The 12,380-nt window shown below is 49.8% G+C and carries 12 protein-coding genes and 1 pseudogene; 5 read left to right on the top strand and 8 right to left on the bottom strand.

Features of this window, described 5'->3' with window-relative positions:
• Positions 1 to 93: 93 nt before the first annotated feature.
• Positions 94 to 765, bottom strand: a complete 672-nt coding sequence (gene tmk, locus NDI34_RS25970) for a dTMP kinase (RefSeq protein WP_348234259.1) — start codon at positions 763 to 765, stop codon at positions 94 to 96.
• Positions 766 to 831: 66 nt separating this feature from the next.
• Between tmk and NDI34_RS25965 the strand changes: the two genes are divergently transcribed.
• Together NDI34_RS25965 and NDI34_RS25960 are read left to right on the top strand one after the other, a co-directional pair.
• Positions 832 to 999: a hypothetical protein gene (locus NDI34_RS25965; RefSeq protein ID WP_190438018.1), complete on the top strand. Its 168-nt coding sequence runs from the start codon at positions 832 to 834 to the stop codon at positions 997 to 999.
• A gap of 59 nt (positions 1,000 to 1,058) precedes the next feature.
• The gene (locus NDI34_RS25960) at positions 1,059 to 1,406 is read left to right on the top strand and encodes a hypothetical protein (RefSeq protein WP_190414060.1); all 348 of its coding nucleotides are present in this window, start codon (positions 1,059 to 1,061) and stop codon (positions 1,404 to 1,406) included.
• A gap of 48 nt (positions 1,407 to 1,454) precedes the next feature.
• Here the strand turns inward: NDI34_RS25960 and NDI34_RS25955 are convergent, their stop codons facing one another.
• From NDI34_RS25955 to NDI34_RS25930, 6 genes are all read right to left on the bottom strand, one after another.
• Positions 1,455 to 1,877, bottom strand: coding sequence for an FHA domain-containing protein (locus NDI34_RS25955; protein ID WP_190414059.1), 423 nt, complete (start codon positions 1,875 to 1,877; stop codon positions 1,455 to 1,457).
• 70 nt (positions 1,878 to 1,947) lie between these two features.
• Positions 1,948 to 2,142: a hypothetical protein gene (locus NDI34_RS25950; protein WP_190438021.1), complete on the bottom strand. Its 195-nt coding sequence runs from the start codon at positions 2,140 to 2,142 to the stop codon at positions 1,948 to 1,950.
• 114 nt (positions 2,143 to 2,256) lie between these two features.
• Positions 2,257 to 4,707, bottom strand: coding sequence for a heavy metal translocating P-type ATPase (locus NDI34_RS25945; RefSeq protein ID WP_348234258.1), 2,451 nt, complete (start codon positions 4,705 to 4,707; stop codon positions 2,257 to 2,259).
• Positions 4,708 to 5,181: 474 nt separating this feature from the next.
• Positions 5,182 to 5,658 (bottom strand): DUF2752 domain-containing protein, encoded by a 477-nt coding sequence (locus tag NDI34_RS25940; RefSeq protein ID WP_199292049.1) that lies wholly within the window; start codon positions 5,656 to 5,658, stop codon positions 5,182 to 5,184.
• Between the two features lie 48 nt (positions 5,659 to 5,706).
• Complete coding sequence (locus NDI34_RS25935) at positions 5,707 to 5,970, bottom strand: TM2 domain-containing protein (RefSeq protein WP_190414164.1); 264 nt, start codon at positions 5,968 to 5,970, stop codon at positions 5,707 to 5,709.
• A gap of 113 nt (positions 5,971 to 6,083) precedes the next feature.
• On the bottom strand, positions 6,084 to 7,628 hold the full coding sequence (locus tag NDI34_RS25930) for a CPBP family glutamic-type intramembrane protease (RefSeq protein ID WP_348234257.1): 1,545 nt from the start codon (positions 7,626 to 7,628) through the stop codon (positions 6,084 to 6,086).
• Between the two features lie 252 nt (positions 7,629 to 7,880).
• Here NDI34_RS25930 and NDI34_RS25925 point away from each other — a divergent pair, with 252 nt between their 5' ends.
• Positions 7,881 to 9,224: a histidine phosphatase family protein gene (locus NDI34_RS25925; RefSeq protein ID WP_348234261.1), complete on the top strand. Its 1,344-nt coding sequence runs from the start codon at positions 7,881 to 7,883 to the stop codon at positions 9,222 to 9,224.
• 76 nt (positions 9,225 to 9,300) lie between these two features.
• Positions 9,301 to 10,566: a dihydroorotase gene (locus tag NDI34_RS25920; protein WP_348234260.1), complete on the top strand. Its 1,266-nt coding sequence runs from the start codon at positions 9,301 to 9,303 to the stop codon at positions 10,564 to 10,566.
• 96 nt (positions 10,567 to 10,662) lie between these two features.
• On the opposite strand, the gene lepB is transcribed toward NDI34_RS25920, so the two are convergent.
• Complete coding sequence (lepB, locus tag NDI34_RS25915; protein WP_190414052.1) at positions 10,663 to 11,256, bottom strand: signal peptidase I; 594 nt, start codon at positions 11,254 to 11,256, stop codon at positions 10,663 to 10,665.
• 258 nt (positions 11,257 to 11,514) lie between these two features.
• Here lepB and NDI34_RS25910 point away from each other — a divergent pair.
• Positions 11,515 to 12,269 (top strand): annotated as a pseudogene (locus NDI34_RS25910) (dihydroorotase); the annotation flags it as partial.
• Positions 12,270 to 12,380: the final 111 nt, after the last annotated feature.

Raw genomic sequence — 12,380 nt, 5'->3', positions numbered from 1 at the left:
AACAAGTCTTTGAGCCGCTCCCATTGGTCATCGCGCAGGGCATACCGTCGTGTCATTGCTCAGCCTTTTCTTCTCTCTCTTGCTCTAGCTTATCTAATTGATGACACGCCCTAGAGACCATTCCCGAAACCGTTGAGTCAAGATAGCCTGAATTTTCCCTTGGACTTCTGCCTCAGTGCCACTGCCATCCACCCGCACAATCCGCTGGGGATGGGCTGCTGCTAAGGCTCTAAACCCCTGCTGTACCCGTTGGTGGAACGCCAATTCTGCTTGCTCCATTCGGTCGGCGGCTCCCCTGGCTTTAGCGCGTGCTAGACCTATTTCAACGTCAACATCTAGCCACAGGGTGAGGTCGCTTTCCAGCCCGTCTGTCGCCATTTGGCATATCTTCTCGATTAAAGATAGGCTAAGACCTCGACCATAGCCTTGATAGGCGATAGTGGAATCGGTGTAACGATCGCACAAAATAATTCCTCCCGCCGTCAGGATTGGTTTTAGTACCTCCTCAACGTGCTGCGAGCGGTCTGCTGCATACAACAATAGTTCTGTCCGGTCTTGAATTGGGTGGGTCAGAGTCCCTTCGAGCAACAAGCGGCGCAAAGCTTTACCCAATTCTGTACCCCCTGGCTCTCTGGTGATCGCCACCTGCGAGAAAATCGGAGATTCTGCCTTCATCTTTTCCAGAAGCCAATCGCGCGATCGCTGCATCTGAGTTGTTTTACCGCTTCCTTCCACTCCCTCAAACACAATCAGCTTGCCCTGCATTCCCCAATCCTTATCATCACAGCCCTTTTTTCTTGCTCAAGATCGGGATGTTGCTCACCAGCACCGATGAATCCACACCCCACTCATCCTTCATTCTTCCAAAGTATCAGTCAACCCCACCCCGTGCTTTTGGTAACTTCCCTACTTAGTTCTTCCGGAGGAGCGACTGGTATGCTGGAAGCTGATAAAGGCTGGGTGATGGCTCTAGCCTTAGAAGCAAGCATTCCTTTCTGACCCGAAACGAAGGTTCGGTATGATAAGAGGGTCGAGGGATATGACGTCGGGGATTTTTTATGGCTCGCTATACTTGTTCATTTATCGTTGCAGTTCCCCTTGAGCGTCTCCAGCAGGTGCTCATAGAAGTTTTGGAGTCCTGTAATTTCGATATTATCTACAACACTGGAGACTACTTGATGGCTCGCGAGATACCGGGTCACGTCTCTTTTGCCAAGCTGGTGACGGTGGAAGTGCTCATCGATAAATCGACCGCTACCGACCGAGAAGTGCGGATGAATTTTGTAGTGAAAAACGAAGAGTTGCCCCTGCAAGTGGACAACCACTGCCACCAGATGTTCTATCAGGTGCATCAGGCGATCGCGGAAAATCGCCATTGGCAACTAGTTGAAAGCGTCGCCGGATAGACAAGCTTCCCCCTGGGAAGTTCTCAGGCGAGATCTTCATGGAGAAAATTAAGGTTCTTCCCCATCGCCAACCATATTGGGACTAATCAGGGTAATGTCCCACTCATCTGGAGGTCCCGTGGGAATGGATTCTCGCTTCAGGTGGAAGTAGCGTGCCCGCACTTGCGGCCCAAACACAATCTCATCTTCATCTTCGAGATCGTGAGCTTGGAGTTTTCGACCATTGATCAACAGACCATTGGCGCTGGGCTTGCCTTTGTCGCCATCGACAATTCGATAATAGTAAGAGCCATCCGCACGCAATTTTTGCACTAAAGTTGCGTGCCGACGCGATACAAATTGGGAGTACAACCGGATATCGCACTTCTGGTCTCTGCCAATGCAATATTCCGGCTTTTCTAAGGGAAACTCCTTACGTCCCTGATCATCTTCAATAATCAATATATGGTTCAGATGCAGTTTTACAGCCATTGAAAAATTATTTAAGAGAGGGCGGTTGGTTTGTGAAAAACAGTTACTTAGACTAACAGTGGCACCATTCTCAACCGGCGGGATAAGCGCCTGTGCCTGCACCCTGAATATCAACACTCGACCGAGCATTATCTTGAGGAAAACAAGAGGCGCTTTGGCGGAGGTTGGCAGGACTCCAGCGTAACACCCTCGCCTTCCCTGAAGCCAGTGTCGTCAGCTTGGAGCAGGCTTGATGTGTTTGGAGGGTTATAATCTCCTCTATCATATTGTGGCACACCGAGTTAGCGGTCAATTGTTCGTTGGCAGTTATCGAAAAGCAGGTTTAATTTAAGATTTTTGTAACAAACCAATCCGACTGATTAAACGCGCCTAGACTGAATCAGTTATCGGTAGAGAGAGATTTACGGAGCAAAAGCGAGTTAGTGACGACGCTGACAGAACTAAAAGCCATTAATGCTCCGGCAGCAGATGGGCTGAGAACAAGCCCGAAAGTGGGTAGCAGCACACCCGCAGCAACTGGCAAGGAGATAGTGTTGTAGGCAAACGCCCAAAACAGATTTTGGCGGATTTTGTTGAAAGTCGCACGGGAAAGCTGGATTGACTTGACAACATCCAGAAGGCGATCGCGCATCAGAACAATTTGAGCAGTTTCAATGGCGACATCGGTTCCCCCTTGGAGGGAAATGCCAACATCTGCTTGTGCCAAAGCGGGGGCATCGTTGATGCCATCACCAACCATTGCGACGTGTTGACCCTGAGCTTGTAGCTGGGCAATCGCGGCGGCTTTGGCGTCTGGACGGACATCTGCTAAGACATCCGAGTCTGGATTAAGTTCCAACTGAGACGCGATCGCCCTAGCCGCTTCCAGCCGATCTCCAGTCAGCAGCATCACCCGCAATCCCATCTGCCGCAAGCGTGACACCGTTGCTTTCGCATCTGGACGGAGGGTATCGGTGACGCCAATCAACCCCGCTAATTGACCGTCAGCGGCGACATAAACCACCGTTTTACCCGCAGAGGCTAGTTGCTGAGCCTGGTTTTGTTCTGACTCGCTTAGGGAAATTCCTTGCTGAGTCAACCAATCTGCGTTCCCCAGTAAAACCCGCACGCCTTCGACCAAAGCCGATACCCCTAGTCCCGGTTCCGTATAAAACTCCTCGGCAGTGGGAATCGTTAACTCTTGGCGGTGCGCTTCTTCCCCGATTGCCTCCGCGAGGGGATGGGTGGTGCCACTTTCTGCCGCCGCCGCCAGTTGGAGGAGGATTTCCGGGATCAAATTCCCCATCGGCAAGCAATCAGTCACGATGGGATGACCCGTGGTGAGAGTGCCTGTCTTATCAAATACCACGATATCCAGGTGGTGTACCCGTTCCAGCACGTCGCCGCCTTTGATCAACAGCCCTCTTTCTGCCCCCAGACCCGTTCCCACCAAAATTGCCGTGGGGGTCGCTAAGCCTAGAGCGCAGGGGCAAGCGATGACAGAGACAGAAATTGCTAGCTTTAAACTGAGTAACAAAGCTGAGTGCTGTAGAGGTGGGGTTTCCCTGCCCATGCCAGCGGCATGGTGCATGACTGCGTGCATCGCTGAGTGGCTTTCTATCCCCACTGCGCTCAACATCGTGACATCAGGCCAAAGTTGAGAGCCGATGAAGTACCAAAATAAAAACGTGAACGTCGCTGCTGCCAGGACGCCGTAGGTGAAGTATCCTGCCACCGTATCCGCCAATAGCTGCACGGGAGCCTTCCGGATTTGGGCTTCTTCGACCAGGGCGACAATTTGCGCCAGAGTCGTGTCCTTGCCGGTGCGAGTTGCTTTGATCGCGATCGCTCCCGACTGATTCAGCGTCCCAGCCGCCACCGAGTCTCCCGGTTGCTTCACGACTGGAACCGGCTCCCCAGTCAACATTGACTCATTCACCGTTGTCTGACCCGCCACCACTTCTGCATCGACCGGGATCTGTTCTCCCGGCAAAACCCGCAACCATTCACCTACTCGGACTTGCTCAACGGGGATTTCAATGCCCCCGAAGTCGTTCCCCTTGGCTCTGGGCGTAGAGCCAGCAGCCGTAGGATTGGCAATTAAACGAGCAACTTTCGGCTGGAGCGCCAACAATGCCTGAAAGGCTGCGGCGGCACGACCTCTTGCCCGTTGCTCCAAGGTGCGCCCTAGCAGGATAAAGCCTAACAGCATGACCGGCTCATCAAAGAAACATTCCCAACCGAGCTGAGGGAATAGCAACGCCACGCAGCTAGCCGTGTAAGCTGTAAGCGTTCCTAGCGCCACCAGGGTGTTCATATTGGGAGCATTTCGCCGCAAGCCCCGCCACCCATCGACTAATATCTGGCGTCCAGGAAAGAGTAACGCTGCCGTTGCTAATCCCCAGTGAAACCAAATGTTGGTCAGGGGTGAAAAATAAGCGGGAAAAGAGATGAAGTGTTGATTAAGATGACCCATTGCCGACAGCACAATCAGAACGCCCGCAATAACTAATTGCCTCAACTGCTGGCGATTTTCTAGGGCGTGCCGTTCTGCTGGACTCAGAGCCTCTTTTGCTTTTTCGCCTGTTTTAGTGGCGAGACGAGGCTGGGTCGGAAATCCGGCTTCTGTCACCTGTTCGGCTAACGCAACCGGGTCAATCGCACCCGCTTCGCATTCTACGACAGCGACTTCTGTCACCAGATTAACGCGGGCAGAAACGACGCCTGGATGCTGGGTTAGCTGCTTTTCTACCGCTTTCACGCAGCCTGCACATTTCATGCCTGTGACATCCAAGGCGATCGTCTCTAGCGGCGATGCAGGGGTAGCGGCTACGGTTTGGGGGGATTGCATAGAGAATCTTGGGACTTTCCACGACACCTCAACGCCAGACTGTTCTAGCGTCTCTATTTTGAGGTTAGGCGAAAGTCCGGGCGATCGCGCAAAAATTCTTAATCTTTTTTAAGTTAGTTACCCGCGAACGGTCAACGGCTACTCCAGCGAAGATACATCACGTAGACCAGTGCTAGAGCCTGCATTGGCATGAGCGCGGCATAGCCCCTAAAGAAGAAGTTAATCTCTAAGCTAGACATTACACTGAAATATCCCATACCTAACAAAGCTAGGAACATGGGTAAAATCAGTTTTTTGGGTTTGCGTATTAGCATATTAAGTCATGAGAAAGATTTACAGAAGCAACTTAATTTAAACATGAATAAATTATCGCCCTATCTGTTAAATTTATCGTTACAAAAACGACAAAATACAAACAAGTGATCGCAAATAATTTGACCTAAAAACCAAACTTTTTACACAAGCATGAATTCCTCAAAAAAATAGCTGACCCAATGGTGAATGAACCAAGGCAAGATATAGTTCTCCAGACTTTGATAAATAATACAAGCGCAACGCATGGTAGCTTAAAATTAGAAGTAGGCTCAGCACCTGTAGCTTTCGGGTCCTAAGCATTTGAACATACAAGACGGCGATTTTACGTCCCGCGATTAGTTCAAGTGTAATATGAACTGTTGCAATCAAAAAGGCAGCGAATAAAACCGGGCCGAACAGGTGTTCTGCTAAGGCGCAACTCCAATCTCCTCGCACAATTGCCATAAAAGACCGAGTCATGCCACACGTAGGACAAGGAATCCCCGTAAAGTGCCGAATTGGGCAAACTAGGAACGTTACTTTATATCCTTGGTTATAAAAGTAGGTTCCCACTAGAGGTGCTGAACATATTCCTAATATCAACCAGCGAATCCGTCGAGCATTGCTAGACAGATTAGAGCGAGATAATTTAGACATGGCTCAAGTTAAGCTAGCGTCTACCCAAGCGCTCTCGCAGGGGTCGATCTAAAACCAACCTTTCTTGCTAACAAGGTAAGTGCTGACGAATTCTTCGTCAGATTTTGTCAAATAAGTTATTCCCTCGATCAAACCAATAATGCCCATAATTGGCGAACCGATTCCACAGGTAAGCAGGCTAACCAGCAACATGATGATGCCTTCTGTGTTATAGCCAAGAACAAACTTATGGATACCTAAAGCCCCGATAAGAATCCCGCAGACTCCAGCGGCGATTTTTTTGCTGGCATCAGTAGAGTTTCCATCCCTCATTTGTGTGAACCCTTGAAAAATTTGCTTTCCGCTTTTAGTGTTCCCAGTTGGGTAACGCATCTATCACAAGACGGAAAGCATTGATTCTTCTTAACAATGACTGGAAGGAAACATCACGCAGATCCACTACCCAAGAGGAAAAGACTCAGCAAAGTGCCACCATTCCAGAGAGAGTGGAGGAGTATCGGTGCAAGGAGGTTGCGCGATCGCGTATACACCACTCCCAAAACCATCCCCAAAGTCGCCAGGGGCAGGATTTCTGAGAGATTCAGGTGAACAATCGCAAAGAACAAACTACTGAGCGCGATCGCTCCCCAAACGGGCATATAACGGGTGAGGGACGGCAACAGAAAACCGCGAAACAAGAACTCCTCAAACAATGGTGCTGCCACCGCCGCCGTCAAGAAAAAGATCGCCAGCGCCACACTATCTTGCCCCTCTAGAGCAATCGGTAAAATCGGATTGCTGCCCCCTTGTCCCTGCCACAGCTTTTGGTTAATCAGCGACACCACAATCACTAGAGGCAGCGCGACTAAATATCCGCCCAATCCCCAAAGAATCCAGTTTCCCCGCCAATTGAATCGAAACCAACCTTCTGGCAACGGTAAAAAAGAGCGGATAGATAAATACAGAACCAGCAGACACTCAAACGCCAATGTTGCGTAACTCACTAGAACAAAAGCAGCTTGTGTCCGAATATCAAAGCTGGCTCGGTTTAGCGGCAGTAAGCTAAAAAAGAGCGGCAGCAGAAATTGACCGATAAAGAAAAAGCCTACGACGAACACCTGCCAAATAATTTCGGCATTCCAAGGCGTTGTCCAAGGGAGATCGCCATTTTGAGCGAGGATGGCTTCTTTTCCCTTAATTAGCACTCCTGCTAGCAGAAAAATCAGCAATCCTAATCCCACCAATACTCCCGCTAGCGGGATTGCTCCAACAATCGCTAATTTTACAATTGCAGCTTCGGCACGTTCCTGTTCTCGTGCCTGGAGTGCTGCCAGCTCCTCCTGACGATCCTGTACTTGGTAGAGTTTAGTCAAAGCGCGATCGCGGAACCAGCCGTCTAAATGCTCTTGAATTTGCGGCTGGGCATCCAACATCAGGCTGGGTGGCTCGCTCCAAAGTCCCACCAAAATCGCCGCTGGCTTAGTCTGTAACTCGCTCGCCGCTTCCTGTTTAGACCGATTAATTAATTCCGTCCAAGTTTTAATCGCCGCGTCTGTTTGTCCTTGTTGAGCTTGTAAAATTCCCAACCGCAAGTCAAGCTCAGCAATCAGCTTTTTTACCTTGTTGATTGACGCTGGTAATTGCGGCTGCGATCTGGCTGCATCGGGATTCAAATCAGCTTCCGATTTGAGCTTTTCGAGCTGTCCTTGCAGCTTTTCCAGAGTGGCTCGATCCTCCGAACGCGCCTCCTCATACTGCTTTTGGGCAGTTCTTAAAGGGTCTTCACCTAAAAGAGCGTTCCGGGCGTTTGTCAAATTGGCATCACCAGCTTTGTCGCCCTGCCACTCACTCGCTTGGAGTAACAAATTCGTTTGGTACAGTTCCAGGCGACCTTGAATCTGAGGCTGATTCCAGCTATCCAGTAATGAGTGGGTAATCAGAAACAAAGCCAAAATTGTCAGCAACCCCAACAGCAACCGCTTAATTGTCATGAAAACTCCTGTAGGCTCTTAGTGTCACGGCACCTATGAGGAATATCTTAGATGCGTGTCCGGGACAGGTTAAAATTCTCCTGAACCTTTTTGCTCTTGATGATGGGCGTAGATTTCCCGCCTAGAGCATTAGGGGAACTTTACCTTACCAAACTGAGGCAGAGCCGACCTAATTCTTCTCTAGCTGAGCCAGCGAATAAGAATATGTAGGCTGCTGTCTTTGCAGTGCTAGTTTCCACGGAGGATATCACCCTGAATACTCGAGTCATTCTCGTGCGTCATGGTCAGAGCAGCTATAACAGTGAGCGTAGAATTCAGGGCCGCTGTGATGAATCAATTTTGACGGAAAAAGGTCGCGCGACTGCCCGTCAACTTGGCGCTACTCTGAGTAACTTGAAAATTGATGCGATTTACAGTAGCCCCCTGCAACGGGCGAAAGCAACCGCAGAGATCGTTCAATCCAGTTTGGCGACGCCTGCCCCCTTAACAGCGTCCGATAACTTGATGGAAATTGATTTACCCCTTTGGCAGAAAATGCTTTCCGTGGAAGTGCAGGAGAAATTTCCTGAAGATTACCAATGTTGGCATGAGCGTCCCCAGGAATTTCGGATGAGCGTCCCGACGCCAGAGGGATTAAAAGAACACTTCCCAGTCTTAGCCATCTACGAGCAAGCGCGGCAATTCTGGCAGGAAACTTTATCCCGCCATGCAGGAGACACGATTTTAATCGTCGGGCATAACGGCATCAACCGGGCTTTGCTCAGCACGGCAATTGGAATATCGCCACAGCGCTACCATTCGATTCAACAGTCGAATTGCGGCATCAGCGTGCTAAATTTTGCCGCTGGTTGGGGCAAACCGGCGCAATTAGAGTCGATGAATCTCACTGCCCATGTGGGAGAAGTGCTGCCAAAGCCGCGTCCGGGTCATCGCGGACTCCGTTTGCTGCTGGTACGCCACGGGGAAACCGACTGGAATCGCCAGAAACGCTTTCAAGGGCAAATTGATGTTCCCCTCAACGATAACGGTCGAGAACAAGCCCGGAAGGCGGCGGAATTTCTCAAGGATGTGCCGATTGACTTTGCCGTAACTAGCCCGATGCTGCGTCCCAAGGAAACAGCCGAGATAATTCTGAAATATCACCCCAACGTCCAGATTGAACTACAGGCACCTTTGGCAGAAATTAGTCACGGGCTGTGGGAAGGGAAATTTGAAGAAGAAATCGAGCTGTCGTATCCGGGGATGCTGCAACAGTGGCGAGAGTTTCCGGAGACGGTGCAGATGCCAGAGGGAGAGAACTTACAACAAGTTTGGGATCGAGCGATCGCAGCTTGGCAAGACATGGTCGCGTCTTATTCTGGAGATCGACCGAAAACAGGTTTGGTGGTTGCTCACGACGCCACGAACAAAGTCTTACTCTGCTACCTTTTGGGTTTAAATCCAGAAAATTTCTGGAGCATTAAGCAGGGGAACGGGGCAGTGACGGTTATCGACTATCTTCAAGGGCCAGAAAGTACGCCGGTGCTGCAAGCGATGAATGTCACAACTCACTTAGGTGGGGGCGTTCTCGATCAAACGGCTGCCGGTGCATTGTAGAGTGATGAGTTATGAATTTTGAGTTTTGAATGAAGAAACTTTTTATCTCAAAACTCAAAACTCAAAACTCGAAACGATTATGAATGAACTGCTCCAACAAGTACGGGTCATCGACCCAGTTTCTGGAACCGACCAGATTGCCGATATTCTGATTGCTGACGGTTATATCCAAGCAGTCGAAACTGAAATTTCTGACTTGTCCGCTGACACGACTGTCCGGGATTGTCGGGGATTCGTCGTAGGGCCAGGGTTAGTAGATTTATACAGCCACTCTGGTGAGCCTGGGTTTGAAGAGCGGGAAACCTTAGCCTCGCTCGTTGATGCGGCAGCAGCCGGGGGCTTTACTCGACTGGCAATCTTGCCAGATACTCTACCCGTTCTCGACAATTTAGGGGGTTTAGCCTACCTTCAACAAGCCAAAATCCAACATCCAAAATCCAAAATTGAATTTTGGGGGGCGCTGACTGTTGGTATCCAAGGGCAGCAGATGACATCCCTGGCTGAACTGGCGGCGGCTGGGGTGGTAGGCTTTGCAGATGGACAGCCTGTGCAGAATCTGGCGCTGCTGCGACGCCTGTTGGAATATCTCCAGCCGTTAGGAAAACCTGTGGCGTTGTGGCCTTGCGATCGCGCTTTGAGCGGCAATGGGGTGATGAGAGAAGGCACGGCGTCGATTCGCTTTGGCTTGCCAGGAAACCCAGCGATCGCAGAAACATCGGCGCTGGCTGCTTTGCTAGAAGTGGTGGAAGCTACTCGCACCCCTGTCCATATCATGCGCGTTTCCACCGCTCGCAGCGTTGAGCTAATTGCGAATGCCAAGGCGCGGAATTTACCAATCGCCGCGAGTACTACCTGGATGCATTTATTGCACAATACGGAGGCGGTAAGCAGTTACGACTCGAACTTGCGACTAGAACCCCCTCTCGGCAATTCTTCAGACCAAGCGGCGCTGATTCAGGGGATACAGAGTGGGGTGTTAGACGCGATCGCGATTGACCATACTCCCTACACCTACGAAGAGAAAACAGTCGCCTTTTCCGAAGCACCCGCAGGCGTAATTGGTCTAGAGTTGGCTTTATCGCTTCTGTGGCACACCTTTGTTGCGACTGGTGACTGGTCAGCTTTAGAACTGTGGCGGGTTTTAAGTACCCATCCGGCGGAGTGTTTGCAGCAAAAACCGCCAGCGATCGCGCCCGGTCAACCGGCTGAACTGGTCTTATTTGATCCCCAGCTAAGCTGGACAGCGGACAGACAAACCCTAAAATCCCGCTCAGAAAATACCCCTTGGCTAGGGCGATCGCTGACGGGTCGGGTTTTACAAACTTGGGTAATGGGTAATTAGTCAGTCAAACCGAAGAAATATCTAACTGTAGGGGCGGATTGAGCCAGGGGTTTAGTGACGCACAAATATCTTGGTGAAACTCGCCCCTACTCCCTACTATTCCTTGGTATAAGCTGGAGCGCTATCCACTTCTCCGGCACGTTGGAGGGGCCAAAAGCGCACCACAGCACGACCAATGATTTTTTCGCGGGGGACAAAACCCCAATAGTGGCTGTCGTAACTGTTGTTGCGATTATCACCCAGTACCAGGTAGGAGTTTTCTGGCACCGTCACCGGCCCATAGGTATACTGTGGCTGTTCTTCAATATATTTTTCTGACAGGGGTTTCCCGTTGACATACACCCGTCCCCCTTTCACCTCTATCTTTTCCCCAGGTAAACCAATCACGCGCTTAATAAAAGCATCGTGAAAGTTTTGCTTTTCTAGCGCTTCGGTCGGCGCAAACACCACAATGTCGCCCCGCTGTGGAGATCGGAAGTTGTAACTAACCTTGTCTATAATCAGACGGTCATTGATTTGTAGTGTAGGCAGCATTGAACCCGAAGGAATGTAGCGTGCTTCCGCCACAAAAGAGCGAATTCCAAAGGCCAGAATGGCACTCAAGCCAATCGTTTTTATTCCCTCTATGAAAGGATTTTCGGCTTTTGGTTGGGGGTTGAGGTCAGGTTGTTGATTCTGCACGTCAGTCATAAACGGTTAATCACTCAAGCAAATGAATGAAATTGATTCCCTAGGTAATTATTTATTTTAAGGAAGACGGATGATTCGCTATATATATTGTGTACAAATTTTGTCTAAATATATCCGGCTAATATTACAGATATTTAGCTTCTGTCGTTTACCCGGTTGCTGGATGGTCAGTTTAGAAAAGTGCCATCTTACGACAAAGCGCGATCGCACCATACAATTGTCGCTCACACTTAACTACTGCATCAACAACTGATTACCATGTTTTCTGTCCCCTCTCTGTTGATTCGCAATGCTCGAATTCTCCCGCCTACGGGTGAATTTTTGGTTGGGGAGGTGCAAACCTTGGGTCGGGAAATTGTCCGGGTTGCACTAAAATCCTAGCATCTGGAAATCCTAGCATCTGATAGTCTACTAGTGGATAAAGATATAGACGTTCAAGGTCTGACTTTGTTGCCGGGAGTCATCAATCCGCAGGTACACTTCCGAGAACCGGGACTCGAACACAAAAAAATTTGTTCGCGGCGAGTTGTGCTTGTGCTAAAGGCGGGGTAACGTCATTTCTGGAAATGCCCAATACTCGCCCTCTGACAACTACCCAGGCGGCTCTCGATGATAAGTTGCGACGAGGTGCCCAGAAGTGCTTAGTTAATTATGGCTTTTTTATTGGGGCAACCGGAGAATATCTGTCGGATCTTATAGAGGCGCATCCCACCTCTGGAATCAAAATTTTTATGGGGTCGATGCACGGTCAATTACTGGTGGGTCGAGATACGGTATTGGAGTCTATTTTTGCAAAGGGAAATCGCTTAATTGCCGTTCACGCAGAAGACCAAGCTCGGATAAACCAGCGACGACAAGAATTTGCTGGAATTCACGTTCCAGCCATTCACTCTCAAATTCAGGATAATCAAGCCGCTCTTTGAGCTACCGAATTGGCACTCTATTTATCTAAAAAGTATCAGCGACGCTTGCATATTTTACATCTGTCCACAGCCCAAGAAGCCGATTTATTAGACCTCCTGCATGAATGGTCAAGTAGTGTGCCAGTTCATAATCGAGATTGCACAATAAGGGAGTAGATCAGCATCAAGACACTGGGGAGTTGGTATGCCGTATACGGAGCT

Origin of the sequence: Trichocoleus sp. DQ-U1, from assembly GCF_039961925.1 — a bacterium.
In the GTDB taxonomy this organism is placed as follows: domain Bacteria; phylum Cyanobacteriota; class Cyanobacteriia; order Cyanobacteriales; family FACHB-T130; genus FACHB-T130.
The sequence above is the reverse complement of the archived record's forward strand: the minus strand, read 5'-3'. Positions and strand labels throughout refer to the sequence as shown.

Coding starts and splice junctions, on each gene's coding strand:
- tmk (WP_348234259.1), bottom strand. CDS start 765: ATGCAGGGCAAGCTGATTGTGTTTGAGGGAGTGGAAGGAAGCGGTAAA.
- NDI34_RS25965 (WP_190438018.1), top strand. CDS start 832: ATGAATCCACACCCCACTCATCCTTCATTCTTCCAAAGTATCAGTCAA.
- NDI34_RS25960 (WP_190414060.1), top strand. CDS start 1,059: ATGGCTCGCTATACTTGTTCATTTATCGTTGCAGTTCCCCTTGAGCGT.
- NDI34_RS25955 (WP_190414059.1), bottom strand. CDS start 1,877: ATGGCTGTAAAACTGCATCTGAACCATATATTGATTATTGAAGATGAT.
- NDI34_RS25950 (WP_190438021.1), bottom strand. CDS start 2,142: ATGATAGAGGAGATTATAACCCTCCAAACACATCAAGCCTGCTCCAAG.
- NDI34_RS25945 (WP_348234258.1), bottom strand. CDS start 4,707: ATGCAATCCCCCCAAACCGTAGCCGCTACCCCTGCATCGCCGCTAGAG.
- NDI34_RS25940 (WP_199292049.1), bottom strand. CDS start 5,658: ATGTCTAAATTATCTCGCTCTAATCTGTCTAGCAATGCTCGACGGATT.
- NDI34_RS25935 (WP_190414164.1), bottom strand. CDS start 5,970: ATGAGGGATGGAAACTCTACTGATGCCAGCAAAAAAATCGCCGCTGGA.
- NDI34_RS25930 (WP_348234257.1), bottom strand. CDS start 7,628: ATGACAATTAAGCGGTTGCTGTTGGGGTTGCTGACAATTTTGGCTTTG.
- lepB (WP_190414052.1), bottom strand. CDS start 11,256: ATGACTGACGTGCAGAATCAACAACCTGACCTCAACCCCCAACCAAAA.